Here is a 26582-nt window from a genome sequence, read left to right on the forward strand (position 1 = left end):
GAGGACGTGCGGGCGTGAAGGTCTACATCAGTGCCGACATGGAGGGCGTGACCGGGCTGGTCGACGCCGAGGACGTGCAGATGGGCGGGCGCGACTACGAGCGCGGCCGGGAGATGATGACCGAGGACGTCAACGCGGCGGTGCGCGGGGCGCTGGCCGCGGGCGCCACCGAGGTGTTGGTGAACGACGCCCACAGCACGATGCGCAATCTGCTCGCCGACCGTATCCACCCCGAGGCCGTCCTGGTCCGCGGCAAGCCCAAGCGGATGGGCATGCTCGAAGGCCTGGACGCGGACTTCGGCGCGGTGTTGTGCGTCGGCTATCACGCGCGGGCCGGAGAACTGGGGGTCCTCAGCCACAGCTACATGGGCCACGAGATCGAGGACATGTGGCTGGACGACCGCCTGGTCGGTGAGTTCGGCTTCGCGCACGCGACGGCAGCCGCCATGGGCGTGCCGGTGGTGATGCTCTCCGGCGACGACGTGGCCTGCGCGGAGGCCACGGCCTGGGACCCGGCGGTGATCACCGCCCCGGTCAAGTACGCCAAGGACCGCTTCGCCGCCGAACTGCGCCCGATGACCGAGGCGCGCAAGGCGATCGAGGAGGCCGCGGCCGAAGGCGTACGGGGCGCCGCGCACGCGGTCCCGGTGGGCATGGGCGAGGAGCTCACGCTGTCCGTCCGCTGGCAGTCGGCGACGGTCGCCGCCCAGCTCGAAGGCATCCCGGGGGTGACCCGGCAGGACGCGCGTACGGTGCGGGTCAGCGGTCCGGTCACCGAGCTCTACCGGCTGTTCTACGTGTTCACGAAGGTCGCGACGGCGGTGTCGGGGCAGCGGCCGTACTGCTGAGCGGAAACCTGACCGCCCTCGGCCCGGTGGACGGCAGCCGATCGGCAGCCGCGCGACGGACTAGTGTGACGGCAACGATCACGGCCGAGCCGGGAGTGAAGCATGATCACGCAGATTCGGATCGACGGCTTCAAGTCGTTCCGGGACTTCCGGCTCGACGTACCGCCGACCTTGATCATGCTGGGACCGAACGGCGCGGGAAAGTCGAACCTGCTGGATGCTCTGCGGCTGGTGGCGGCGGCAGTGGGTGGCGGCCTCGCCGACACGGCGCGCGGCGACTCGCGTCTGACGCCCGGCGCACTCCTCCATCGGTTCGGGCCTCAAAGCGAGGACAGGGCCGAGGAGTTCGTCGTCGAAGTGTCCGCTGTCTCGCTCTGCGACTACGGCCCGCTTCCCATCACCGTGCGTCTCTCCATGCAAGCCCTGCCCATGACGCCTCCAGTGCTCGGAGTGGGCGAGTGCAGCGTCAGGCTGGGCGACTTGCCCGCGCCGGGGGCGACAGGACCGTACTCCCGGTCCGAACTGCGCGAGGCGATGGACGAGTTCTCTCTGCTGGCCCGTGACACACGTGGCACGAAGGCCCACCTGGACGTGGGGAAGATGCAGTTGGGTGTCGTGGATTCGGCTGTGGTGCTGCGAGCGGGCGTGGAGGAAGCACGGGGGCTGCTGCGCCGCCTCGCCCTGGCGGAGAGCGCGTCCTGGTCCTCCCTCGTACTCGACCCGGTCGTCATGCGCCAGCCGTCGGCGGGGCTCTCACGCCCCGAACTCGGCGTGGACGGCGGGTACTTGGCGGCAGTTCTCGCCCGTATCCGCTCGGACTCCCCGGCTGCCTGGCGGCGGCTCCTCGGCGACCTCGCCTCCCTCGTGGACGGCGTCGAGGATGTGCGCACCGTGTCCGACGAGCGGCGCCAGGAACTCGACTTCGAAGTGCTCTTCAGTCACACCGGCTGGTGCGCCCCGCCGATGCTGTCCGACGGGACCCTGCGGATGATCGGTCTGCTCGCGGCGGCCGCCGACCCTCTCCGCGCCCCGACCGTGTGCGTGGAGGAGATCGAGAACGGCATGTACCCGGAGAGAGTGGCCGAACTGGTGCGGCGCCTCGGCAGAGCCGGGCCGGACGGCGCCGCGCGCCAGTTGATCGCCACCACCCACTCACCCGCCCTGCTCGCGGCCCTGCGTCACGACCTGAGCGGCAGCCTGGTCTTCCTCGACCAGGCCGATCACGTCGACCCCGTGCGCCGTACCGTCTCGCGTACCACGGTGGCCCGGCCCTTGCGCGCGTACGACCCGGACCGGGCTCCGGGGGAGACGGTCTCGCCCGAGTCCGTCGATCGGCTCCTGCGCCGCTTGGGTCGGGGGGAGGGGACGGCGTGAGGTACCGCCCTTTACAGCCCGGCCTGATGGTCGAGGGCAACAGCGACGAGCCGTATCTGAAGAACCTGGTGCGCCGTCAACTGAGCGCGCTGGTTCTCGCACACAGCACACAGAGCGTCGAAGTGCTGCCCTGTCTGGTCTCGGACGTACGGACCACGCAGGCGGAGGAGGTGGTGTTGCATGGCGCGGAGGACCTTGCCCGCGACTGTGACGTCCTCTTCCTGCACGGTGACGCGGATGCCAGGGACAGGACCGCGAAGCTGGTGACCCGGCTCGGTGACCGCGCGGGCACGCTCCGCCGCACGGCCACTCCGGTTCCTGTCGTGACCGTGCTCATGACGGAGTCGTGGATGCTCGCGGACCGGACGGCTCTGGAATCCGTGATGACGGGGCGCAGGATCGAGGGCTACCCGTATGCCCGGCCCGCAGCCGTCGAGACGCGGGTGAGTGTGAAGGGTGCGCGGGGTGTGAGCGGCAGGGAGAAGCTGGATCCCAAGCAGGTCTGGAAGGCCCTGCTCGGCGACGATGCCCACGATGCTCTGTCCGACGCGGCGGAACTCCTTGTCCGCCGTACCGATCTCTCGGTGTTGGACGCCGTGCCCTCGTACCGCCAGTGGTCCGCGGATACGGAGGCAGCCCTGAGGGACCTCGGTTACCTGTGACCACGCCGCCGGACTTCGTCCTCACGCCCTCCTTGGTTCTCCGTGAGGACGATCACACGACAGATTCCGTTTACCGCACAACCTTCCGCACCCTCCGTTGATCATTCCTGTGCACCACCGCACACGGGTGCCCCCGTCGCCCGCTCGCGGCCGCGGGGCAGCTCAGCTCCACCGGAGGGTTCAATGAGGCTCCATCGTCTTCTGGCGACCGCGGCTGTCACGGCAGTCGTCGGACCCGTAGCGCTGTTCGTGGCTCCGGTCGCGTACGCGGAGGGGGAGGAGCCCGGCGCCGCCAGCCCCTCGGCCTCGGTCGCCCCCACGACGCCCGCCCCCACGTCCGCGGCACCCACCCCGCCCGCACCCTCCGCTTCGGAGTCCGCGAAGCCGACCGCCTCCGAGTCGGCGAAGCCGAGTGCCGAGCCGTCGCCGACGTACACGCGTCCGACGTTCTGCTCCGGCATCCCGGAGGAGGAGCGCGGCAAGACCTCGCTGCGCGGGCTGCCCAGCAAGATCGTCGCCGGGTCCGGCTGGCACGACTTCACCTACCGGGTGACCAATGTGTCCGAGACCAAGGTGATGGAGACCGTGGTCTCCCTCTACCTCGGCACCGCCGATCCGAAGCTCGACGACATCGCCGAACTGGCCGTCACGGTCGAGTGGTTCGACCCGGCGGCCGGAAAGTGGAAGGCCATCGAAGGCGACGGCGCCGAGGTGCTCGGCAACGAGGAGTTCGCCACCGTCGAGACCCTCGAGCCCGGGGAGTACGCGGACGCCAAGATGCGGATCAAGGTCGGAGGCGACGCCAAGGCGGGGACCGGCTACTTCTTCACGATCGGCCACTCGTACGGCGAGGACGGCCAGTGCGGCTTCGACGACATCAGCCGGTTCGACTTCACGGTCCTCGCGCGCGGCAGCGAGCCCGGCCCGGTCGACGAGGCCGAGGGCAAGCCGGGCACGGTCGACGACATTGGCGGTGACAAGGGTGAGGGCGGCACCTCCGGTGGTTCCGGGAGCCGTGGCGGCGAGGGGCGCGGCGGGAACGGTCCCGCAGCGCAGGGCCGTCTCGGCGAGATCCCGGTCAGCGGCAAGCTCGCCCAGACCGGTTCCTCCAGCGCCGTACCGACCTTCGCGGTGATCGGTGGCGTGGCGGTGGCCGCGGGTGCCGGGGCCGTTCTCGTGGCGCGGCGGCGCAAGGCCGGGTCGGTCGCGTAGACGTCGGTCGCGTAGAGGCCTGTCGTAGAGACCTGTCGTGTAGGCACTGGTCCTGACGCGGCCGCGCATCGGGCGCGGCGCGGTCACACGTCGGGGCGACACGGTCACACATCGGGGCGGTACGGTCACGGGCTCCGCCCGCCGTGCCGCCCCGAGTCGCGTCCTCCCCGCTCCCTCTCCCCGTGCCTCCGCTGTGCACCCTCCTGGCGGCCACTGAGCTGCGCTCCCGGCCAGGGCGCGTCTTGATGTGATCTTCTGCGGTTCGTATCCGGCTGGTACGTTCGTCCGCTGCACCAAGATCACTACTGGTGTACGCATGTGACGCAACGGCCCGGTGACCAAAGGCCGTTGCTTATGGAGGAGTCAGCAGATGGTTGAGCAGACGGCGTTCTCGGGGGACGACTCGGATGACGAGGAAGTGACGTTCTCGGCCGAGGAGCTTCAGGGGCTGAAGGACGAGCTGCAGACGCGCACCACCGTGACCCGGGAGGAGATCGAGAAGCGGCTGGAGACGGAACGCGCGAATGGGGACCTGCGCGAGAACGCCGGCTACGTAGCGGCTCGCGAGGAGAAGGGGAACAACGAATCCCGTATCCAGCAGCTTGAGTACCTGATCGCGAACGCGAAGGTCACCGCATCGTCCGGCTCAGCGTCGACGACGTGGTCCACGACGGCGGCACCGTGCTGCTACGGCTCGGTGAACCCGCCTCGCCCGTTCCCGCACCGGTCGCCGCTCTGCTGCTGGAGCACATAGCGAACCGCGACAACATGAACACCGCCACCAACCCCGCCTCCCGATGGCTCTTCCCGGGCCGCCGGGCAGGACAGCCAGCCCGCCCCGACCACCTGTCCGCGCTCCTGAACGAGGCCGGGATCCCGGCCGCCGCAGCACGTGGCGCCGCCATCCGCCAGCAGCTCCTCGAACTGCCCGCTCCCGTCGTTGCCGACGCTCTCGGCTACCACAACAAGACCACCAGCCGCCTCATCAGAGAGACCGGCGGGACATGGAGCCGATACGCCGCTGGCGATCACACAAGGTCACCGGCAAGCCGGCCTCCTCGGGAAGCCGGCGGCAGTTGACTACGAGAGCCCACAGCAGAAGGCCATGCTCTAGCGGAGACGGGCCAGCAAGTGGGCATCCAGGAAGCCCCGCTCGGAGGCCGGGTCGTGGAGCAGCCGCGCGAATGTGACGAACCCGGCCCCGGCCAGCAACTCGGCGAAGCGGTCCGCCGGCCAGCTATAGGCGGGTGTCACCTTGTGGTCGAAGCGGACCGGCTCGGGCGCGTCGGTCCCGAAGAACGAGACCAGGAGAAGGCCCCCCGGCGCCAGGACACGCGCCTGCTCGGCGAGCAGCGCGGGTAGTTCCCCAGGAGGGGTATGGATCATCGAGTAGTGGGCCAGCACGCCGCCGAGCGCGCCGTCCTCAACTGGGAGTTCCTCCATCCGGGCCTCATCGAACTTGAGCGCCGGATGGGCCCGCCGAGCGTGGTCGACCATGGCCGGAGAGAGGTCGAGCCCGAAGGCATCCAGCCCCAGGTCGTGCAGCATGGCCGTCAGATGTCCGGGCCCGCAGCCGACATCCGCCACCCGCGAATTCCCCGTTCCACGCACCAACTCGGCGAAGGTGCCGATCATGTTCCGCGCGAACGGCTGCGTCTCCAGTCGATTAGCGAACATCGACGCATATAACTCGACGACCCCGTCGTAGGCCGTCCTGGTCTCGTCCTGGTGCTCCGCCACGGGAAGGAAGTTAACACCCCCCATTCTCAGCTGTTCTCCGGCCCCGTGCCGAATCCTGCGCCGTCGTATCGGACTCGCTCGGCTACCAGGACAAGGCCATCACCCGGTGGCGTGACAAGCCGCTGGCGACCACAGTCAGTCACCAGCTGGCTGGACTCCCCGGGGAACTGGCGACAGTTGATTAGGCGATCACACCAGTATGAGGCCCCTGCCCCGCGCCGTGACGCGACCCTCGACATGGTCCGGCGTGGCCCCCGACGCGCCCACCTATTTCCCCATCGATGTGACCACCGCCCCCTGTGACCAACCGCACCAAACCGACAAACGATCTCTTACTGCTGGAAGAGTGGATCCCTGTTGTTCTCATGCACTAGCGGGTGATCCGGTGACAACCGGACATTGCGGCGACTGACTCCGCTGCTCCCCGACACGTCCTCGAACACTCAGGGAGCGCATCCGTGGCAGCACTCGCCCGGTGGTGCATCAGGCACCGACTCCTCGCCGTACTGCTGTGGCTGCTCGCCCTCGGCGGGACGGCCACGGCCGCGGCGGTCACGGGGGCCGCGTACTCGAACGACTACGAGGTGCCGGGTACCGAGTCCGGGCGGGCCACGCAGCTGCTGAACGACAACTTCGACCGGCTCGGCGGGGACAGCGACACCATCGTCTGGCACACCGCCAAGGGCGAGAGCGTACGCGCCGCCGATGTCGAGCAGACCATGACGCGGACCCTGGACGAGGTCGCCGAGCAGGGCAAGGTCGCCTCCGTGGCCAGCCCGTACGGCGAGCGCGGGGCCGGGCAGATCAGCGCGGACGGGCGGACCGCCTATGCCGTGGTGACCTACGACCGGCCGGTGGGCGAGCTGTCCAAGGCCGACGCGCAGGCCGTCGTGGACACGGCGGCCGAGGCCCGGACCGGCGGGCTCCAGGTCGAACTGGGTGGCAGCGCGGTGGCGCTCACCGAATCCCAGGGCGGGCACGTCGCGGAGATCGTCGGAGTCGGCGTCGCGGCAGTGGTCCTGTTCCTCGCCTTCGGCACGCTCTCCGCCTCCCTGCTGCCCATCGCGACCGCGCTGGTGAGCGTCGGCACCGCCTACGCGGGCATCGAACTGCTCGGGCATGTGATGACGGTCGCCGACTTCGCGCCGATGCTGGGCATGCTCATCGGGCTCGGCGTCGGTATCGACTACGCGCTGTTCATCGTCACCAGACACCGGCGCGGGCTCAAACGCGGACTGAGCGTGACCGACTCCGCCGCCGAGGCGGTCGCCACCACCGGGCGGGCCGTCGTGTTCGCCGGGGCCACGGTCTGTATCGCGCTGCTCGGCATGCTCATCCTGCGGCTCAGCTTCCTGAACGGCGTGGCCATCGCGGCGAGCCTCACCGTGGTACTCACCGTCGCCGCTTCCGTGACCCTGCTGCCCGCGCTGCTCTCGCTGATCGGGATGCGCGCGCTGAGCCGCCGCGAGCGGCGCAGGCTCGCCGAGCAGGGCCCGCGGCCCGAGCTGCCGACCGGGCTCGCCGCCCGCTGGTCCGCGTTCGTGGAACGGTGGCCCAAGCTGCTCGGCGTACTCGCCATGGCGGTCATGGCCGTGCTCTCGCTGCCCACCCTCTCGCTGCACCTGGGCAGCTCCGACCAGGGCAACAAGCCCGAGTCGAGCACCACCCGCCAGGCCTACGACCTGCTCGCCGACGGCTTCGGCCCCGGCGTCAACGGTCCGCTCACCCTGGTCAGCGAGGTCGACGGCGCCCCCGACCGGCTCGCCCTGGACAACCTCGGCCGCAGCCTTCAGGGCACACCGGGCGTCGACTCGGTCAGCCCGGTCACGTACAACGCGGACGGCGACGCCGGATATCTGACCGTCCAGCCGACCACCTCCCCGCAGTCCAAGCAGACTAGCGAACTCGTGGACGAACTGCGCGGCGAGGTCCTGCCGCGCGCCGAGTCCGGCACCTCGCTCGACGTCCACGTGGGCGGCGTGACCGCCGGTTACGACGACTTCGCGGACATCATCCTCGGCAAGCTGCCGCTGTTCATCGGCGTCGTCATCGGCTTCGGCTGTCTGCTGCTCCTGCTCGCGTTCCGCTCGGTCGGTATTCCGCTCAAGGCCGCGGTGATGAACGTGGCGGCGGTGTCGGCCGCCTTCGGGATCGTGGTCGCGATCTTCCAGTTCGGCTGGGGGAGCGAGCTGCTCGGCCTCGGCGGAGCCGGGCCCATCGAGCCCTTCCTGCCGGTGATCATGGTCTCGGTGCTCTTCGGCCTCTCCATGGACTACCAGGTCTTCCTGGTCAGCCGGATGTACGAGGAGTGGCTGGAGACGGGTGACAACCGGCGGGCGGTACGCGTCGGCCTGGCCGAGACCAGCCGTGTGATCAACTCGGCGGCCGTCATCATGATTTCGGTCTTCCTCGCCTTCGTACTGAGCGGCGACCGGGTCATCGCGATGTTCGGCATCGGCCTCGCCGCCGCCGTCGCCCTGGACGCCTTCGTCCTGCGCACCCTCCTCGTACCGGCCCTCATGCACCTGCTCGGCGGCGCCAACTGGTGGCTGCCACGCTCGCTGGACCGGATCCTGCCGCGTATCAGCATCGAGGCGCCCGCGGGTGGGGTGGCGGGGCCGGAGGTGGTTGCGGTTCCCGGGCAGGTGGCTGTACCGGCGGTCGAGTCCATGTCCGTGGTGCCCGAGGTGGCCGATGCGTCCGACGTGCCTGACGCGCCCGATGTGGACACGGATGGGGATGCGCTGGTGAAGGGGTAGCGGGTGGCCCGGCAGGGCGCATCCGGCCGCCCACAATTCCGTTGGGCTCAGGGCGAGTTCGTAGCAGGGTGTGCGGTATGACGACCAGCATGACGACCAACCGAAAGGGCCATGCCGCGTAGACGGCCGAGCCACGTCCGCGCCGCTGTGCCCCGGCGCCGGACGCGAAAAGCGGAACGAAGGCACATCGACGGACTCTCCTCGCGTGCGCAGTCCGAGGTCTTCCACCTGGAAGACACGCGCAACTATCTGCGGCCGGGGGACGTGAGCGAGGCGGTACGTCTCTGGAGGGACTACGTCCGCACTCCGGAGCGACAGCTCTGGCACGACTACGAGTGGGGCGACGTCTACTGGTACTGCTGCGGTAATCCCCTCGAAGCACGCGCCCTCCTCGACACCGTGACACAGGCACTGTCCCGTCACAGCGCCCGCGAACTCCGGGCTGTCGTCGGACGGTTGGACGCGGTCTGGGGGCAGACGTCGCCGTCTTCCGACTTGAGCGACCCGTAGCGATCAGATCAAGTCGGTTGGCGCGTACGCCCGTTGAAGTGCGGCCGTGGCCGAACGCCGCGTGTCCCCGAGCGTGTGCTGTTCCCCTGGGGTGAGCACATCCGGGATCATGAAGCATGCTCTCCGATGACTGGCACCTCACCGAAGACGTCGACGAATTCCTCGCCCACGCAGGGGAGTTCCTGCGTTCGCGGCCCGGCCTGCACACCACGCCGCTGTCGGTGACGGAGAAGATCCGCGTGATGGGGCCAACCGCCGCCTACGGAGCGGACGTTGCCCACTTCGGCCGACTGGAGCGAGCGGGCGAGGTCCTCGCCACCTACTACCGCTTCCGCGGCTTGAACGTCACCTCGCTCACGCCGGAGCAGGCCGAGAGCCTCGCCGCGCACCTGGCCGCCCTCGGGCAGTCCATCCCGTACGTCACCGCGGACCAGGACACGGCGACCGCGTTCGCCGAGGCCTGGCAGCGGCACACCGGCGCGACGTCGACCGTCCGCGTCCGGCTCCGCCTGCTCCGTCTCGGCACGCTGATCCCGCCGGAGCCGTTCCCGGCGGGCCAGGGGCGGCTGGTCGGCGAGCAGGAGCACGAACACCTCATGCAGTGGTGCCGTGAGTTCGCGGCCGACGTCGGCGAGGACGTGACCATCGATGCCGACTCCTGGCCCGGCACGCGCTTCGCCGAGAAGCACTACACGTACTGGGAGACCCCGGACGGCACGCCCGTCTCCATGGCGGGCGTGAACCAGATCGTCGGCGGCCAGGCCCGGGTGGACCCCGTCTACACCCCGGCCCACCTGCGTGGCCGTGGGTACGCGGCCGCCGTGATGGTCGAGGTGAGCCGGGCCGCGCTGGCCGCGGGCGCCCAGGAGGTCGTGCTCTACACGAACGCGGCCAACCCCACCAGCAACGCCCTGTACGAGCGTCTCGGATACGTGCCGTTCAGCAGCTTCGCCGTGCACGACTTCTCGTACGCGTAGGGCGGCGCGGCCGGGATCCTGGTGGGATGGAGGAGGGAACCCTTCGGTCCTCCACTCCGTCTCAGGGGCATGACATTGCGCAGCGCTTTACGGAACAAAGTGACATATCTGTCGTTGCTCGGACTTGTCGGAACTGCCGCCCTGACGGCCTGCGGTGAGGAATCGGGCAGCGGCGCGGCGGGGGCCGATGTGCCCGTGGCCGGGGTGACCTGGCTGCCGGTGAGTGTGACGATCGACGGGAAGTCGTACGACGCGCCGCCCAACAGCGAGGCGCGCGTGGTCTTCGAGCCAGGGTCCGACCCCGCGGGCGGCGGCAAGTCCGGCGGGACCTGGGGCTGCAACGACAACGGCATGGACGTGAAGATCAAGGGAAGCACCCTGGAAGTGACCGACCGTATTTCGACCCTCATGGGGTGCGGGGAGCCACTCGAAGTGTTCGAGCGGAAGTTCGGCGCCGCCATCGACGGCAAGCACCAAGTCCGGCTCTCCGACGACGGCAAGACCCTCACGCTGACCAAGGCCGAAGGGAACGGAGACCGGATCGTGCTCAGTTCGGAGCCGCGCAAGCCCCTGGTCGGGCCGAAATGGAAGGTCACGGGGTTCACCGTGACGGACGGCCCGAAGCGCAAGTCGCGCGAGGTGAAGGCCGCGGGCGAGGCGTTCCTGCGCTTCACCGAGGACGGCGGCGTCAGCGGCAACCTCGGCTGCAACAGCTTCCGCGCCAAGGCCACCACGGCCAAGGACGGGACCGTCACCTTCGGCGAGATCGCCAGCACCCGGCGCGCGTGCATGGGACAGGCGGGCGAGACGGAGAAACTGATGCGCGAGGTCCTGGCCGGCAAGGCTCAATACGAGCTGGGACAGAAGGAGTTGTCGCTCACGGCGGGCGACGGACCCTCCGGGCCGGTACTGAACGCGACGGCGGAGTGAGGGTGGACGGAGGGTCGGCTGACGCCAGCCGCACGGTGGGCTGAGGACCGTCTTGGGGTTGTCCAAGGGTGGGAAAGCGGTTCCCTCGGGGTTCCGCTACTAGGCCCTCCGTTACTCCATTCGTTCCGTCCTCCGGGCTTCTTTTCTTCCGCTCGGCCCTCTCGCGGGGGCGCTTCCCGCGCCGCCCCTCCCTTCTCTCCTTTCCTCCCGGCGCGCTCCTTGCCCTGCTCAGGCGCCTCTCGTCCCTCCTGCTCCCCTCTCGTGCGTTCTCGTCACCCGTCCACCGCTCCTCCGCTCGTTCATGGGGCTCTCAGAAACCGTCCGTAGCGTGCGCCGCATGGCTACCAAGAACGACACCCGCGACGCCCGCGAGACGACCGAGCTCGGTGACACGGACGAGGCCAAGGAGCCCGTTCTCACCAAGGGCGACTCCGATTCCGACACCGGTACGGACGCCGACGCGCGCACCGACACCGAGACCGACACCGATGCGGCGGACGACACCGACGTGGCGGACGAGGCCGACGTCGACCCCGAGGACGACCACGAACCGGTGCCTGCCGGTGCCGCGTCCGAGGGTGTCGGTCTCGGTGCCGGGGCCGTCGTGTCCGCCGCGCTCGGTGTGGTCTCGCTGACCGGTGGCTGGCTCGGTACCGTCGCCGCCGCGCGGTCCTCCCTGGAAGGGCAGATCGAGACCTCCCAGGGCGGCGACGCCGCCAAGCAGATCCAGGCCGTCTACGGGGACTCCTGGGAGGTCACCGCGCTCATCGGCGGCGTCTTCGCGCTCGCGGCCCTGCTCGTCGGTGCCCTCGTCCTCGCCCGCCCCGCCTTCGGTACCCCGCGTCCGGCGCCCGCCGCCTGGATCAGGTCCGTGGCCTGGGGTGGTGTGGCGCTGGGCGTCATCGGCCTGGTGCTCGCCGTGGCCAAGTACACGGATCTGCTGCTGTCGTTGCCCTCGGCTCCGGGGGCCTCGTAGGCACAACGTCGGCACTACGCAGGCACAACTCCCCGGCGCTGAGCCCCGAAACGGGGAACGTCCCACGACGGCGAGGCGGGCCTCGCGGCCTCCTGTGCGATGCTCGGCAGCGTGCAGACCGGTTCCGTCAGCCCCGTGTTCGTGGGGCGCGCCGCAGAGCTCGACATGCTGCGGGCAGCGCTGGCGCGGGCCGCCGAGGGCGAGCCGCAGGCCTTGCTCCTGGGCGGCGAGGCGGGCGTGGGCAAGAGTCGTCTGCTCGCGGAGTTTGCCGGGGAGGCCCGCCGTTCGGGGGCCGTTGTGGTGGTGGGCGGCTGCGAGGGGACCAGTGCGGACGGGCTGCCGTTTGCGGCCTTCTCCGCCGTGCTGCGTGCGCTGCGTGATCGGTTTCCTGCCGAGATGGCCGCCGCCACGGCGGGGAGCGAGGACGAACTCGCCCGCCTGCTCCCGGAGTTGCAGCCCGGCCGCGCACTGGACCCCGTTGATCGACGTGGGCGGGAGACCCGCACGCGGCGCGCGCGAGAGGCACATACACGCCCCGAGCGGGATACCCGTACACACCCCGAGGGCGAACCACCCGCCGAAGACCGCGAGGGCGCCGCACGGCTCGTCGCACTGACCCTACGGATCCTCGAAGAACTCGCCGTCGAGCACACCCTCGTACTCGCCCTGGAGGATCTGCACGAGGCCGATGCCTCCACGCGCCGACTGTTCGCCCATCTCCTGCGCCACCTCTGCCACTTGGGCCCGCTGAGCGGCTCGCATCGGCCCCGGATCCTGGTACTCGCCACGTACCGCACCGACGACCTCAACCGGGGCCACCCGCTCAAGCCCCTGCTCGCGGAGTGGGAGCGGCTGCGTGCCGTCGGGCGACTCGAACTGCCGCGGTTCAGCCGTCCCGAGGTCGAGCGCCTGCTCGCCGGGATTCTCGGCGCGGAACCCGAACCCGCCCTGGCCGAGGAGGTGTTCCGGCGCAGTGACGGCAACGCATTCCTCGCCGAGGAACTCGTGGCGCGCGGGGGAGCCCAGCAGGGCGCCGAACTGGACGGCACGCTAAGGGACTTGCTGCTCCTGCGGGCGGCCGCGCTCCCCGAGACCGCTCACCGCGTGGTGCGCATCGTCGCCGTGGGCGGAGTGTCGGTCGAGCACCGGCTCCTGGAGGCCGTGTCGGCGCTCGGGGCCGACGCACTGGATGCGGCGCTACGGGCAGCCGTGGACGCCCATGTCCTGTGCGTCACGGAGGACGGGCACGGTTACCGCTTCCGGCACTTCCTGGTCCGTGAGGCGGTCGAGGGCGATCTGTTGCCCGGCGAACGGTTCCGTACTCACCGCCGGTACGCCGAAGTCCTGGAAGCCGCACCGGAGTTGGCGAGCCACTGCGAACACGCCGCCCGCCTCGCGCATCACTGGTACGCGGCGCGCGAGCCCGGGAAGGCCCTGCCCGCCGTGCTCGCCGCAGCCACGGAAGCCCGCGGTCGCCACGCCCACGCCGAGCAACTGCGGCTCTTCGAAAGGGCGTTGGAGGTGTGGGACCGTACCCCGATGCCGGTGCGCGAGGGGCTGTCCGCCCGCGACCACGCCCCTCTCGGCTGGCCCGGAGAGGACGGCCTAGCCGCCGACGCGCCCCTGAGCCCCGCCGACCTGCTTGCCGGGGCCGTCGTCGCGGGCAGGCTGAGCGGCGAGCGCGAACGGGCCCTGGAGATCGTCGACCGGGGGCTGCGGCTCCTCTCCGAGGTCCGCGATCCGCTGCGCTGCGCCTGGTTCCGGCTCCAGCGCTGCCACCTGGTCCAACACTTGGGCCAGGGCGACGGGCGGGTCGAACTCGCCACTGCCGAGGAGCTCGTACGCGGCCGTCCGCCCTCCCGGCTGCACGCCGACGTACTGGCCGCCGTCGCCTCCTGGAGCACGCTGCACACCCCGGGCCCGCAGAGCCTGGCCGCCGCCGAACGAGCCGTCGAGTACGCCCGGATCGTCGGCGCCGCCGAGACGGAGCTGAACGCCCGGCTCACTCTCGGCGGTCTGCTCGTCGACGCGGGGGACGTGGAACGCGGACTCGCGCAGATGCACCGGGTCAGGGAGGCGGCCGCGGACCGTGGGTTCACCCATCTGCTGGCGCCCAGCCATGTGAACCTGCCCTCCGTCCTCGAAGGCGTCGGACGCTCGCGGGAGGCCGTGGACATACTCGAAGCGGGGCTCGAACTCGCCCGTACCCACGGCCTGTTGGACTCCCGGGCCTGGCTGTGGAACAACCTCGCCGAGTCCCGGGCCAGCCTCGGCCGGTGGACGGAGGCCGCCGAGGCCGCCCGGCAGGCGCGGGGCCACGGCCGCAGCCCCCAGCAGCGGGGGACCGCGCGGCTACGCCTCGGCCTGCTCGCCCTCGCCCGCGGTGAGACCGAACAGGCCGCAGCCCAACTCGACGCCGCCCGGGCCGACTTCGATGGTCACGTGCTGCTGCCGCAGCACTCGCTGCCACTCGCCCGGCTCACCCTCTCGGTCGCCGCGGCCCGGGGACGGCTGCTCGACGCCCGTGCCGAGGCCGCGCGCGCCATCGACGCCGGGTTCCCGCCCGGCGCGCACCGCCACGCCTGGCCGCTGCTGCTCGCGGCGGCCACCGCGGAGTCTGATGCGCGCACGCTCGCACTCGCCGCACCCGGCCGCGCCGCCTGCCTGGAACTTCTGCGCACCACCGGCCGTCGCCTCACCACAGCGGTCCCGCTCTGGTCCGCGTACGGGCAATGGCTACGCGCCGAACTCCGGTATGCCGAGGGTGAGTTCGCGACCGAGGAGTGGCACCGCGCGGAATGTGCCCTCGCTCCGCTGGAGCGCCCGTACGAACTCGCCCTGGTGCGGTTGCGCTTGGCCGAGTGCCTGCTGTCGAGCGGCGCCGCCGAACCTCGCCAAGCCGCCAACCGCCACGAAGCAGCCGAACTCCTGCGCCAGGCAGGGGCGGTGGGACGGTACCTCGGGGCGCGCCCGCTCACGGACCGGACCGTCGCACTCGCCCGGCGGGCTCGCCTCGTCGTTCCTGCTAGGACCGGTCCGGCGGAAAACAGAGAAGCAGGAGAGGTCAGACAGGCCGGAGAAGCCGGAGCTGCCACGGAAGGCGAAGACACCGGGCACGCCTCGACCCCGACCACCGACCTGGGCCTCACCCGCCGCGAACGCGAGGTGCTGGCCCTGGTCGCGCACGGACGCAGCAACCGGCAGATCGCCGAGCGGCTGTTCATCTCGCCGAAGACGGCGAGCGTCCATGTCTCCAACATCCTTGCCAAGCTGGGGGTTGCGGGCCGTGGGGAGGCGGCGGCGATGGCTCACAGGGCCGGGCTGTTCGCGGCGGCGGAGGGCGAGGACGTGGCGACGCGCACGACTGGCGGCGGGGCAGCCCGGACTCGCGGCCGGTGACGCACGCGGAACCCGCGACGCACACGGAGACCGCGACACGACGGGCGCGCCGGAACCCTCGACACGACGGCCACGCCGGAACCCCAACTCCCGCTAACCCGGCAGCAGTTCCCCCGACCCCCGAGCGATCAGCCTCGTATCGACCGTGACCGTACGCGCCCGCGAGCGATCGCCGTCCAGGCGGGCCAGTGCGGTCGCGGCGGCGGTGCGGCCCAGTTCGGCGGGGTTCTGGGCGACGACGGTCAGGGCGGGGGAGAGGGCGCCGGCCAGGGGCAGGTCGTCGAAGGCGACCAGGGCGACGTCCTGGGCGCGGCCCAGGCGGGCGAGTTCGCCGATCACGCCAAAGGCCACCATGTTGTTCGCGGCGAAGAGCGCGGTCGGCGGCTGGGGGCCGGACAGGAGTTCGCGGGTGAGCGTCGCCGCTCCGGCCTCGTCGTGGGCGCCCACGACCAGTGCCTTGTCGTAGGGGATATCGGCCTCGGTGAGGGCGTCGCGGTAGCCGGCGAGGCGCTCGCGGCGGGTGTAGAGCTTGGGCGGGATGTCGCCGATGAAGCCGATGCGGCGGTGCCCGTGGCCGATCAGATGAGCCACGCCCTCCCGGGTGCCCGCCCGGTTCGAGCTCACCACACAGTCGGCGGCCAGACCCGCGCCGGGCCGGTCCAGGAAGACCACCGGCATCCCGGTGGACCGCTGCGACCTGAGGCGGCCGTGCTCGGCGCCCACAGAGGGGACCACCATCAGCACGCTCACCTGCCGGGCCAGGAAGGTGTCGGTGAGCGCCCGTTCGCGGTCGGCGTTCTCGGCGGAGGAGCCCATCAGAAGGGTGAGGCCGCGCTCGCGGATGGCGTCCTCGATGCCGCCCGCGACCGTGCCGAAGAAGGGGTTGCCGAGATCGGGCACGACCAGGCCGACCGTGGTGTCGGGGCCGCCGACCCGGATGTTGCGGGCCATCAGGTTGGGCCGGAAGCCTAGCCGTTCGACGGCGTCCAGGACCCGCGCCCGGGTTTCGGCCGAACTGGGCCCGTCCTCGTTGAGGACCCGGGAGACGGTCTTGGCGCTGACCCCTACCTCGCGGGCGACATCCGCCAGCGTGGGGCGACGGGACGCTGCCATGCACACCGTTCCTTCGTACGCGGTGCCCGGCCACCGGAACCCGCCGGGTCCCGGCAGCCGCGGTCACTTTTCGGTCGGCTGGGACACCTGCGGCCTGGGCCCGGTGTCGGCCCTTGACAGTACCTCCGCCGTTTACGGCCGTTCACGCAGGTCGGTGAGGTCAGCGGGCGGGGCGGCGGTCCGGCCGCGGGGAGCGGGCCCGGATGCCGGTCGCCGGGGGTTGGTCGACGGCCACCCTGAGTGTCCGGTTCCGGCGGCGGGTGGGGACCGCTCATGTCCGGGATTCGGTCGATCTTGTGTCCTACGTTGACTCCCGGACGGGAAAGCCGCAATGATGTGTCCACGAGCCGCTGTCAACGCTGACATATGTCAACGATGACAGTCTCGGAGCACCGGCACCCCGACCATTCGGTGCTCTTCTTCGGTCCGCCGGGCAGCAGCCCGGCGGACCGAATGCTCGTTTCCGCCCGTGTCGGGGCCGACGGCTACTTGACCTCGACCTCGAGGATCTTGTCGTCGCCCTTGGCCGGAGTTCCGCGTGAGTCCGTCTCGCTGGTGACCAGCCAGAGCTTGTCCCCACCCGCCGCGAGGACCGTACGCAGGCGCCCGTACTCGCCCTCGAAGAAGGCCTGCGGCTCGGCCGAGGCCTTGTTGCCGCGCAGCGGGATGCGCCAGAGGCGTTCGCCGCGCAGTCCGGCCATCCACACCGAGCCCTCCGCGTACGCGATGCCGCTCGGCGAGGCCTCGGCGGTGCTCCACTGGGCGACCGGGTCGGCGTAGCGCTTCCGGTCGTCCTCGCTCTCGGCCTTGCCCTCGACCTCGGGCCAGCCGTAATTGCCGCCCGGGGCAATGGCGTTGAGCTCGTCGAACTCGTCCTGCCCGAACTCCGAGGCCCACAGCCGCTGCTTGTCGTCCCAGGCCAGGCCCTGCACATTGCGGTGGCCGAGTGAGTAGACCAGGGAGTCCTCGCCGAAGGGGTTGCCGGGGGCCGGTTCGCCGTCCGGGGTCATCCGCAGGATCTTGCCGCCGAGCGACTCCTTGTCCTGCGCGAGCGTGCGGTCGCCCGTCTCGCCGGTGCCCGCGTACAGCATCTTGTCGGGGCCGAAGGCGATCCGGCCGCCGTTGTGGATCGAGCCCTTCGGGATGCCGCGCAGGACGGTGTTGGGGGCGCCGAGCTGATTGCCGGGCTCGCGGCCCTCGTCGTAGATCAGCCGGGCGATGCGGTTGTCCGAGTCGGTGGTGAAGTACGCGTAGACCATGTGGTCGGAGGCGAAGTCCGGGGAGATCGCGAGGCCGAGGAGGCCGCCCTCGCCGCCCGGGGTCACCCCGGGAACCTCGCCGATCTCGGTCTTCTTGCCGCTCTTGGCGTCGACCCGGGTGAGGGTGCCCTCGTCGCGGGAGGCGACGACCAGGTCGCCGTCCGGCAGCGCGGCAAGCCCCCAGGGGGACTTGAGATCCTCGGTGACCGTACGGATCACCTTCGCCGAACCCTTCGCGGGCGGGGCGGGCTCGGTCGGGCTCTTCGAGGCGCCGGGCTTGCTGGTGCCCCCCTTCGTCGGGCTCTCGCCGGTGGGCTCGTCGCTGCCGCCGTCCGAGGAGCAGCCGGTGGCCAGAAGCAGAGCGGTGGCCAACAGGGCCCCCAGGACTGGGCGTTGCACGTCGACATCCCTTCGTCGCGGTCCACGCGCGGAGCGGGGTGTGCGTCACCCCTGTGCCGACTCCGAACGGGCTCGGTAGTTCTTACACCGTGCGGGCCGCGGAGGTTCCCACAAACGCGCAGGTGTGTGGTCAATCCCAGGAGCCACGGGCGGCGGGGAGCCCGCCGAGCTCGCGCAAGTCGGCCTCGGACAAAGGCAGTCCGGCCGCCCCGGCGTTCTCGCGCACCCACCGCGCCTGCTTGGCACCCGGCACCGGAACCACGTGCCGCCCCTGCGCGAGTACCCAGGCCAGGGCGACCTGGGCCGGGCTCACCCCGTCCCCGTGCCGGGCGGCGACCCGCCGCAGCCCGGCCACGATGGGCTGGTTGGCCGCCATCATCTCGGCGGTGAACCGCGGATGCCGGGCGCGTATGTCGTCCGGCTCGAAACCCTCACCGGGGGTCAGGGTTCCGGTCAGGTAGCCGTTGCCGAGCGGCATGGCCGCGAGGAAGCCGATGCCGCGCGACTCGCACCAGGGCAGCAGCGTGGTGAGCGCCTCCCGTGACCACACCGAGAGCTCCGCCTGCACGGCGCTCACCGGGAAGACCTGCTGGGCCCGCGCCAACTGCCCTATCGTCGCCGCGTACAGATCCGCCCCGGACCGCCGCGCGGCCCGCGCCCCGATCGCGCACAGCCCGAGCGCCCGTACCTTCCCGGCCCGCACCAGGTCCGCCATCGCACCCCAGGTCTCCTCCAGCGGGACCTCCGGGTCCGCGCGGTGGAGCTGGTAGAGATCGATGACGTCGGTCTGCAGCCGCCGCAACGACGCGTCGCAGGCGCGTCTTACGTAGCCGGGGCGGCCGTTCGCCACGATGTGCTGCTCGCCCACGAGCAGGCCGCACTTGGTGGAGACGAAGGCCTCCGCGCGCCGCTCCTTGAGGACCCGGCCGAGCAGCAGCTCATTGGTGAACGGGCCGTACATGTCCGCCGTGTCCAGGAGCGAGACCCCGGCGTCCAGAGCGGCGTGCACCGTACGCAGCGACTCCTCGCCGTTCTGCCGCGAACTGCTGTAGCCCCAGCTCATCGGCATGCAGCCGAGCCCCACCGCTCCCGCCCCGAGCGCCGCGGCACCGATCGTCCTGCGCTCCACCTGGCCCAGCCCTCCCGCACCCGTACCACCCCGTCGCGCCCCCGCCGGGCACCGTTCCCCGCCGGGGTTCCGGGGTTTCGAACCGAGCCCAAACTAACCTCTCCGCGCGGCCGTTCACCTGTCATAGCCTCCTGGCCATGACTTCCGACGTGTGGCTGCCCTTCGCGGCAGACGAGATCGAGGGCCTCCCGGCCGAGTTCGCGTACCGCTTCTGGGACGGTGCCGAGGACTTCCCCGCGGACCCCGCCGACTGTGTGTTCTACGTCGTGCCGTACATGAAGGGGCCGCGCGTCTCGGTGCGCCCGCTGGCCGAGATGGCCTCCGCCCGGGTCGTGCAGACGCTGACCGCCGGGATCGACCATGTCGAGCCGGGCCTCGCGGACATGCGCGACGGTGTTCTGTTGTGCAACGCCCGCGGGGTGCACGAGGCGAGCACCTCCGAACTCGTCCTCACGCTGACATTGGCCTCGCTCCGCCGTATCCCCGACTTCGTCGACGCCCAGCGGGCCGGACGCTGGCGTACCCCGGCCGTCTTTCCACAGGCGCTCGCCGACAAATCGGTACTGATCGTGGGATACGGGTCCATCGGTGCCGCCGTCGAGGACCGGCTCGCGCCCTTTGAGCTCGCGCGGGTGGCGCGCATCGCGCGCTCCCGGCGCAATACGGAGCGCGGGCCGGTGCACTCGCTGGACGACCTGCCCGAACTCCTGCCCGAAGCCGATGTCGTCATTCTGACCACGCCGCTGACGAAGGAGACAAGAGGCCTGGTGGACGGCGCATTTCTGGCCAGGATGAAGGAGGGGGCGCTGTTGGTGAACGTGGCGCGTGGGGCGGTCGTGAACACCGATGCGCTGCTCGCCGAGCTCACTTCGGGCAGGCTGCGCGCCGCGCTCGATGTGACCGACCCGGAACCGCTTCCCGACGACCACCCCCTGTGGCACGCTCCCGGAGTGCTCATCAGTCCGCATACCGGCGGCCCCACCTCCGCCTTCCTGCCGCGTGCCACCAGGCTGGTCGCCGCGCAGCTCCAGCGGTTCGCCAAGGGCGAACCCCTCCACAACGTCGTCCTGACCACGGGAAGTTGAGACGCGGACCGGGGACGGTCCGACCGCGCCCGATGGCGGAATATCCGCTGCTCGGGGCATGGAGGGACGTGCGGAAACCGCGACTGCTCAACCCGTGAGATCGTTACGGAGAGTAGGCCAACTATGTCCCAGAGTGACGAAACTGGTGTATCGTCCCCGCAGGGGCTGCGCCACCGTCCGTCCGGCGCAGGGGGCGACTCACCGGAACTGCAAGGGGGGCGACGCGCGATGCACGCACAGTGGACCCACCAGCCGAAGCGGCACTGCCGCACCCGGCAGCCCTGGTACGCGCCCATGGCGGGCGTCGCCGGGACGCCGGGCACAACCCGTCACGGGCACGAACCGGAACCGGTCGGCCCGACAACTCCCGCCCCGCCAGGGGTACCTGACCCGGACCGGGGCCGAGACCAAGGCCGCCGCCAAGTCCGAGACCAAGTCCGAGGCCAGCACCGCGACCAGAGCCGGAGCGAGGACCGAGGAGCGGTCCGGTGACCGGCCGCCCGTCCGCCGTGGGCACCCTCGGCGGAGCCGTCCGGTCCCTGCTGCCGCTCGAACCGCTCGGCCGCAGGCATCCGCGCAAGGGCGTCAACGGCCCGCTCGTCCTCACGCTGGTCTGCGGGGGATACGGGGTCGGGGCGGCCCTGGGCTGGGGAACCGAGGAACTCGCCCTCGTCATGGGCGACTTCGGGCTCGCCGTGGCGGCAGGTCTGGCCGCGGTCTCCTGCTTCCGTTTCGCGCAACTCCACGCCGGGCCGATGCGGCCCGCCTGGCTGCTGTTCGCGCTGTCCTCGGCGATGGCCGCCCTCGGCAACGCCGTCTGGGGCTGGTACGAGGTGGTACTCGGCCAATCCGTACCGGATCCGAGCTGGGCCGATCTGTTCTTCCTCTGCTTCGCGCCGCCCGCCATCGTGGGACTGCTCGTCCTGGCCAAACGCCCGTCGAGCCGGGCCGGTTGGGTCTGTCTGGGCCTGGACGCCTGGCTGATCGGCGGCTCCCTGCTGACCCTTTCCTGGTCCCTGGCCCTGGCACAGACGGCACATTCGGAAGGCTCCAGCGTCGCGCACGCGGCGCTCTCGCTCGCCTATCCGCTGCTCGACATCGCCCTGGTGAGCATGGTGCTCTCGCTGCACTTCCGGCGCGGCTTCGTGGAACGTTCGGCGGTGAACACCGCGGTGGCGGCGCTCGCCCTGACCGTGATGTGCGACGCCCTGTTCACCTCGCCCCTGCTCCACGAGACCTACCGGTCGGGGCAGTTGCTCGACGCGGGCTGGTTCGCCGGGTCGCTGCTGCTCGCCCGCGCCCCCTGGGTCACCACGCGGCGCGGCCACCCCGCCGACGGTGAACGGCCGAGCGGTCACGGGGCACCACATCCGGCCACCGAGGACTGCCCGCCGAGCGCACGGGGACCGGCGTACTCGCGACCGATCGCCGGATCCCTCGCGGCGCTGACGCCCTACCTCGCCGCCGCGGTGTGCACCCTCGGCATCCTCTACAACGTCCTCGACGGACGCCGGGTCGACCGCGTGGTGCTGCTGACCGCCTGCACCGTGGTGCTCGCCCTCGTCGTCCGCCAGGGCATCATGCTGCTGGACAACATCACGCTCACCCGGGAACTGGCCGAGAAGGAGAACCACTTCCGCTCCCTGGTCCAGGGCTCCAGCGACGTGATCATGATCGCCGCGCCGACCGGTGTCCTGCGGTACGTCAGTCCGGCCGCCACCGGGGTCTACGGGCGGGCCGCCGAGGAACTGGTCGGCTCCGAACTGGCCGCGCTCATCCACTCCGAGGACCTCGGCCGGGTCGTCCACGAGCTGCGCCGCTTCCTCGCCGCGAGTCCGGCGGACGAGCCGACCACCCGTATCGAGTGCCGGTTCCGCTCCGGCTCCGGGCAGTGGCTGAACGTCGAGTCGACGGTCAACCGGCACGAGGGCGGGCTCATCCTGAACACCCGCGACGTGACCGAACGGGTGCGGCTCCAGGCCCAGTTGCAGCACAACGCCGAGCACGATCCGCTCACCGACCTGCCCAACCGTGCCCTGTTCGCGCGCCGGGTCGGCCAGGCGCTCGGCGGCCGCAGAACCACCGACCCGGGCACGGCCGTCCTGTTCATCGACCTGGACGGATTCAAGGCGGTCAACGACACCATCGGGCACCAGGCGGGCGACGAACTCCTGGTACAGGCCGCCAAGCGGCTCCAGGACTCGGTCCGCCAGGGCGACACCGCCGCCCGGCTCGGCGGGGACGAGTTCGCCGCGCTGGTGCTCGGCGACGGCGGCCACGACCGGGCCCGGCGCGAGCGCCAGATCCTGGAGCTCGCGGACCGGCTGCGGCTCGGGCTGTCCCGGCCGTACGTCATCGACGGCAACGACGTACGGGTCGCCGCGTCGATCGGTGTCGCCTTCGCCGATGCCGGGCTGAGCGCGGGCGAGCTGCTGCGCAACGCCGACCTGGCGATGTACCGCGCCAAGTCGGCGGGCAAGAACCGCGTCGAGCTCTACGTCCCGCAGATGAAGACCGAGGCGGTCCGCAAGGTGCAACTCGCCGACCGGCTGCGTACCGCCCTGAACGAGGGCGAGTTCGCGCTGCTGCACCAACCGGTCGTCGGATTGGAACAGGGCAGGATCGCCGCGGTCACCGCACAGGCGCGCTGGCGCAGCGGGCAGGGCGCGCTGTTCACCCCGGACCGTTTCCTGCGCGGGCGCGACGAGGCGCGCGCCGACGACCTCGACTGGTGGGTGCTCGAATCGGCGGTCGCCCAGGCAGCCGAACGGGCCGAGGCGGGTCCCACCGTTCCGGTCGTCGTGCGCATAGGCGCCCGCCGTCTGGTCGACCGCTCGCTGCCGCTGGACTCGATCGAGGGCCTGCTCACCCGGCACGCGCTGCCCACCGGCTCGCTCGTCCTGGAGCTGGCGGACGCGGGCCCGGGGGCCCGTCTCGACGAACTGGAACGCCGTCTGACCGCGCTGCGCCGCCTGGGCGTGCGGATCGCGCTCGACGGCTTCGGCGGCGGCTACGCGGCGATCAACGCGCTGCGGCGGCTCCCGGTGGACGTACTCAAACTGGACCGCCATCTGGTCGAGGGCGTGGTCGAGTCGGCGCGGCTGCACAAGATCACCAGCGGGCTGCTCAGGATCGCCGGAGACCTCGGCATGCGCTCGGTCGCCGACGGCATCGAGCATCCCGACCAGGTGATCGCCCTGCGCGCGATGGGTTGTACGCACGGGCAGGGGCCGGTCTTCTCCGGACCGCTCGACGAGTACCGGCTGCGGCGCGTGCTGGGTGTGGGGCAGTTGTCGGTGCCCGGCACGGCGGAGCGTGGCATGCTCGCCAGGGTGCCCGCGCCGTACCGTCCACAGAGTGTGCGAAGTTCACATCGTGAGACGCCTGTCCCACCCACTTGACACGTGGAGCGTCTCGGCGAGAGGGTCAGTGCCATGCGCACTCGAATTCTCGTACTTGGCAAGCGCGTCGGCTGAAGCCGGGCCTCTCACCAGACCCGGCGGACGATACCGACGCGCTCCCCTCGCTTGCCTCACGGCACGGGGGGTTTTTTGTTGCACCGAAGCACCCCGAGATCCGTACAAACTTCGCGGAATACCCTCAGAGACACCCCTCGCGAACCCGGCCCCGCACAGCACCTCGCGGCCGGCGGGGCGCGCGAGGCCCGCCGCACCACCGCTGGTACTCACCCTCAGCATCGAGAAGAGAAGCAGATGACCGAGCAGGCCCCCGGAGCACATCCGCAGCCGCGGCCCCGTTCCGGACAGCAGTCCGCCCCCGTCGAGCACGTGACGGGAGCGCAGTCCCTCATTCGCTCCCTTGAGGAGGTCGGGGCCGAGACGGTATTCGGGATTCCGGGCGGTGCGATCCTGCCGGCGTACGACCCGATGATGGACTCGACGCGGGTGCGGCACGTGCTGGTGCGGCACGAGCAGGGTGCGGGCCACGCGGCCACCGGTTACGCGCAGGCCACCGGCAAGGTCGGCGTGTGCATGGCCACCTCGGGGCCCGGCGCCACCAACCTGGTCACCCCGCTGGCCGACGCGCACATGGACTCGGTGCCGCTGGTCGCCATCACCGGCCAGGTCGCCTCCAAGGCGATCGGTACGGACGCCTTCCAGGAAGCGGACATCGTCGGCATCACCATGCCGATCACCAAGCACAACTTCCTGGTCACCAAGGCCGAGGACATCCCGCGCACCATCGCCGAGGCCTTCCACATCGCCTCCACCGGGCGCCCGGGACCGGTACTCGTCGACATCGCCAAGGACGCCCTCCAGGCCCGCACCACCTTCAGCTGGCCGCCGGTCCAGGACCTGCCCGGCTACCGCCCGGTGACCAAGCCGCACGCCAAGCAGATCCGCGAGGCGGCCCGGCTCATCGGCCAGGCCGAGCGCCCGGTCCTGTACGTGGGCGGCGGCGTCGGCAAGTCCGGCGCGACGGCCGAGCTGAAGGTGCTCGCCGAGCTGACCAAGGCGCCGGTCACCACCACGCTGATGGCGCTCGGCGCCTTCCCCGACAGCCACCCGCAGCACATCGGCATGCCCGGCATGCACGGCGCGGTCACCGCCGTCACCGCCCTGCAGAAGTCCGACCTGATCGTGGCGCTCGGTGCCCGCTTCGACGACCGCGTCACCGGCAAGCTGGACAGCTTCGCCCCGTACGCCAAGATCGTCCACGCGGACATCGACCCGGCCGAGATCGGCAAGAACCGGGCCGCGGACGTGCCGATCGTGGGCGATGCCCGTGAGGTCATCGCGGACCTGGTCCAGGCGGTGCAGCGGGAGCAGAGCGAGGGCCGCAGCGGCGAGGCGGCCGCGGCCGGCTACCCGGCCTGGTGGGCGGACCTGAACCGCTGGCGCGAGACCTACCCGCTCGGCTACGACCACCCCGACAACGGCTCGCTGTCCCCGCAGCACGTCATCCAGCGGATCGGTGAACTCGCCCCGGAGGGAACGATCTTCACCGCGGGCGTCGGCCAGCACCAGATGTGGGCCGCGCACTTCATCACCTACGACAAGCCCGCGAGCTGGCTCAACTCCGGCGGCGCCGGAACCATGGGCTACGCGGTCCCGGCGGCGATGGGCGCCAAGGCCGGACAGCCGGAGCGCGCCGTCTGGGCGATCGACGGCGACGGCTGCTTCCAGATGACCAACCAGGAACTGACCACCTGCGCCCTGAACAACATCCCGATCAAGGTCGCCATCATCAACAACGGCGCGCTCGGGATGGTCCGCCAGTGGCAGACCCTCTTCTACAACCAGCGCTACTCCAACACCGTGCTGCACTCGGGCCCCGAGGCGGACGGCAAGCAGCCGAGCGCGGGCACCCGCGTCCCCGACTTCGTGAAGCTGTCCGAGGCGATGGGCTGTGTGGCCCTGCGCTGCGAGTCCCCGGACGACCTGGACAAGGTCATCGCCGAGGCCAACGCGATCAACGACCGCCCGGTGGTCGTCGACTTCATCGTGCACGAGGACGCCATGGTCTGGCCGATGGTCGCCGCGGGCACCTCCAACGACGAGATCATGGCCGCCCGGGACGTCCGCCCCGACTTCGGCGACAACGAAGACGACTGAGACGACCGAGACCGACACCCCTCCAGAGCGCACAGCGCACAGCTCGTAGAGGAAAGAGCACACGACATGTCCAAGCACACGCTCTCGGTCCTGGTCGAGAACACCCCCGGCATCCTGGCGAGGATCGCCGCCCTGTTCTCCCGGCGCGGCTTCAACATCGACTCCCTCGCCGTGGGCGTCACCGAGCACCCCGACATCTCCCGCATCACCATCGTGGTGAACGTCGAGGACCTTCCCCTCGAACAGGTCACCAAGCAGCTCAACAAGCTCGTCAACGTACTGAAGATCGTCGAACTGGAGCCGGGTTCCGCCGTTCAGCGCGAACTCGTTCTGGTGAAGGTCCGCGCCGACAACGAGACGCGCTCGCAGATCGTCGAGATCGTCCAGCTGTTCCGCGCCAAGACCGTGGACGTCTCCCCGGAGGCCGTGACCATCGAGGCCACCGGGTCCAGCGACAAGCTGGAGGCGATGCTCAAGATGCTGGAGCCCTTCGGCATCAAGGAACTGGTGCAGTCCGGCACCATCGCGATCGGCCGCGGCTCCCGCTCCATCACCGACCGCAGCCTGCGGGCCCTGGACCGCAGCGCCTGAACCACCCCGGGACAGGGGCGAGCCGCGGTGGCCCGAAACCGCC

Annotated in this window: 19 protein-coding genes; 15 read left to right on the forward strand and 4 right to left on the reverse strand. The window is 70.9% G+C overall.

Features of this window, described 5'->3' with window-relative positions:
• Positions 1–14: 14 nt before the first annotated feature.
• The 5 genes from HUT18_RS26185 to HUT18_RS26205 all read left to right on the forward strand — a co-directional run bounded on the left by HUT18_RS26185 (position 15) and on the right by HUT18_RS26205 (position 4850).
• Positions 15–848, forward strand: coding sequence for a M55 family metallopeptidase (locus HUT18_RS26185; RefSeq protein WP_176102994.1), 834 nt, complete (start codon positions 15–17; stop codon positions 846–848).
• Positions 849–950: 102 nt separating this feature from the next.
• Positions 951–2222, forward strand: a complete 1272-nt coding sequence (locus HUT18_RS26190; RefSeq protein WP_176102995.1) for an AAA family ATPase — start codon at positions 951–953, stop codon at positions 2220–2222.
• Positions 2219–2884 (forward strand): hypothetical protein, encoded by a 666-nt coding sequence (locus HUT18_RS26195; RefSeq protein ID WP_176102996.1) that lies wholly within the window; start codon positions 2219–2221, stop codon positions 2882–2884. Before HUT18_RS26190 ends, HUT18_RS26195 begins: the two co-directional genes overlap by 4 nt.
• Before the next feature lie 183 nt (positions 2885–3067).
• On the forward strand, positions 3068–4096 hold the full coding sequence (locus tag HUT18_RS34240) for an LPXTG cell wall anchor domain-containing protein (RefSeq protein ID WP_176102997.1): 1029 nt from the start codon (positions 3068–3070) through the stop codon (positions 4094–4096).
• A gap of 370 nt (positions 4097–4466) precedes the next feature.
• Positions 4467–4850 carry a hypothetical protein gene (locus HUT18_RS26205; protein ID WP_176102998.1) on the forward strand — a complete coding sequence of 128 codons (384 nt, stop codon included), beginning with the start codon at positions 4467–4469 and terminating at the stop codon, positions 4848–4850.
• Positions 4851–5206: 356 nt separating this feature from the next.
• Here the strand turns inward: HUT18_RS26205 and HUT18_RS26210 are convergent, their stop codons facing one another.
• Positions 5207–5836, reverse strand: coding sequence for a class I SAM-dependent methyltransferase (locus HUT18_RS26210; RefSeq protein WP_176102999.1), 630 nt, complete (start codon positions 5834–5836; stop codon positions 5207–5209).
• 458 nt (positions 5837–6294) lie between these two features.
• Between HUT18_RS26210 and HUT18_RS26215 the strand changes: the two genes are divergently transcribed.
• The 6 genes from HUT18_RS26215 to HUT18_RS26240 all read left to right on the forward strand — a co-directional run bounded on the left by HUT18_RS26215 (position 6295) and on the right by HUT18_RS26240 (position 15387).
• A complete protein-coding gene (locus tag HUT18_RS26215) occupies positions 6295–8595 on the forward strand; it encodes an MMPL family transporter (protein WP_176103000.1) in 2301 nt (766 codons plus the stop codon).
• 111 nt (positions 8596–8706) lie between these two features.
• The gene (locus HUT18_RS26220; protein ID WP_254878818.1) at positions 8707–9105 is read left to right on the forward strand and encodes a hypothetical protein; all 399 of its coding nucleotides are present in this window, start codon (positions 8707–8709) and stop codon (positions 9103–9105) included.
• A 116-nt stretch (positions 9106–9221) separates the two neighbouring features.
• Positions 9222–10082: a GNAT family N-acetyltransferase gene (locus tag HUT18_RS26225; protein WP_176103001.1), complete on the forward strand. Its 861-nt coding sequence runs from the start codon at positions 9222–9224 to the stop codon at positions 10080–10082.
• A 99-nt stretch (positions 10083–10181) separates the two neighbouring features.
• A complete protein-coding gene (locus HUT18_RS26230) occupies positions 10182–11012 on the forward strand; it encodes an META domain-containing protein (RefSeq protein WP_176103002.1) in 831 nt (276 codons plus the stop codon).
• A 337-nt stretch (positions 11013–11349) separates the two neighbouring features.
• Positions 11350–11988, forward strand: coding sequence for a hypothetical protein (locus HUT18_RS26235; protein WP_176103003.1), 639 nt, complete (start codon positions 11350–11352; stop codon positions 11986–11988).
• A 99-nt stretch (positions 11989–12087) separates the two neighbouring features.
• Positions 12088–15387 carry a helix-turn-helix transcriptional regulator gene (locus tag HUT18_RS26240; RefSeq protein ID WP_176103004.1) on the forward strand — a complete coding sequence of 1100 codons (3300 nt, stop codon included), beginning with the start codon at positions 12088–12090 and terminating at the stop codon, positions 15385–15387.
• Positions 15388–15480: 93 nt separating this feature from the next.
• Here HUT18_RS26240 and HUT18_RS26245 read toward each other — a convergent pair whose 3' ends face one another.
• The 3 genes from HUT18_RS26245 to HUT18_RS26255 form a co-directional block, all read right to left on the reverse strand.
• On the reverse strand, positions 15481–16500 hold the full coding sequence (locus HUT18_RS26245) for a LacI family DNA-binding transcriptional regulator (protein WP_176103005.1): 1020 nt from the start codon (positions 16498–16500) through the stop codon (positions 15481–15483).
• Between the two features lie 485 nt (positions 16501–16985).
• Positions 16986–18158 carry a sorbosone dehydrogenase family protein gene (locus tag HUT18_RS26250; RefSeq protein ID WP_176103006.1) on the reverse strand — a complete coding sequence of 391 codons (1173 nt, stop codon included), beginning with the start codon at positions 18156–18158 and terminating at the stop codon, positions 16986–16988.
• A 130-nt stretch (positions 18159–18288) separates the two neighbouring features.
• The gene (locus HUT18_RS26255) at positions 18289–19287 is read right to left on the reverse strand and encodes an aldo/keto reductase (RefSeq protein WP_176103007.1); all 999 of its coding nucleotides are present in this window, start codon (positions 19285–19287) and stop codon (positions 18289–18291) included.
• Positions 19288–19424: 137 nt separating this feature from the next.
• Between HUT18_RS26255 and HUT18_RS26260 the strand changes: the two genes are divergently transcribed.
• The 4 genes from HUT18_RS26260 to ilvN all read left to right on the forward strand — a co-directional run bounded on the left by HUT18_RS26260 (position 19425) and on the right by ilvN (position 26539).
• Complete coding sequence (locus tag HUT18_RS26260; protein WP_176103008.1) at positions 19425–20372, forward strand: 2-hydroxyacid dehydrogenase; 948 nt, start codon at positions 19425–19427, stop codon at positions 20370–20372.
• A 539-nt stretch (positions 20373–20911) separates the two neighbouring features.
• A complete protein-coding gene (locus HUT18_RS26265; protein ID WP_254879095.1) occupies positions 20912–23773 on the forward strand; it encodes a bifunctional diguanylate cyclase/phosphodiesterase in 2862 nt (953 codons plus the stop codon).
• Positions 23774–24085: 312 nt separating this feature from the next.
• Complete coding sequence (locus tag HUT18_RS26270) at positions 24086–25948, forward strand: acetolactate synthase large subunit (RefSeq protein WP_176103009.1); 1863 nt, start codon at positions 24086–24088, stop codon at positions 25946–25948.
• 66 nt (positions 25949–26014) lie between these two features.
• Positions 26015–26539 carry an acetolactate synthase small subunit gene (gene ilvN / locus HUT18_RS26275; protein ID WP_176103010.1) on the forward strand — a complete coding sequence of 175 codons (525 nt, stop codon included), beginning with the start codon at positions 26015–26017 and terminating at the stop codon, positions 26537–26539.
• Positions 26540–26582: the final 43 nt, after the last annotated feature.

It is taken from the genome of Streptomyces sp. NA04227 (assembly GCF_013364195.1).
GTDB lineage: Bacteria > Actinomycetota > Actinomycetes > Streptomycetales > Streptomycetaceae > Streptomyces.

Coding starts and splice junctions, on each gene's coding strand:
- HUT18_RS26190 (WP_176102995.1), top strand. CDS start 951: ATGATCACGCAGATTCGGATCGACGGCTTCAAGTCGTTCCGGGACTTC.
- HUT18_RS34240 (WP_176102997.1), top strand. CDS start 3,068: ATGAGGCTCCATCGTCTTCTGGCGACCGCGGCTGTCACGGCAGTCGTC.
- HUT18_RS26205 (WP_176102998.1), top strand. CDS start 4,467: ATGGTTGAGCAGACGGCGTTCTCGGGGGACGACTCGGATGACGAGGAA.
- HUT18_RS26220 (WP_254878818.1), top strand. CDS start 8,707: ATGCCGCGTAGACGGCCGAGCCACGTCCGCGCCGCTGTGCCCCGGCGC.
- HUT18_RS26225 (WP_176103001.1), top strand. CDS start 9,222: ATGCTCTCCGATGACTGGCACCTCACCGAAGACGTCGACGAATTCCTC.
- HUT18_RS26235 (WP_176103003.1), top strand. CDS start 11,350: ATGGCTACCAAGAACGACACCCGCGACGCCCGCGAGACGACCGAGCTC.
- HUT18_RS26240 (WP_176103004.1), top strand. CDS start 12,088: ATGCTCGGCAGCGTGCAGACCGGTTCCGTCAGCCCCGTGTTCGTGGGG.
- HUT18_RS26245 (WP_176103005.1), bottom strand. CDS start 16,500: ATGGCAGCGTCCCGTCGCCCCACGCTGGCGGATGTCGCCCGCGAGGTA.
- HUT18_RS26260 (WP_176103008.1), top strand. CDS start 19,425: ATGACTTCCGACGTGTGGCTGCCCTTCGCGGCAGACGAGATCGAGGGC.
- HUT18_RS26270 (WP_176103009.1), top strand. CDS start 24,086: ATGACCGAGCAGGCCCCCGGAGCACATCCGCAGCCGCGGCCCCGTTCC.
- ilvN (WP_176103010.1), top strand. CDS start 26,015: ATGTCCAAGCACACGCTCTCGGTCCTGGTCGAGAACACCCCCGGCATC.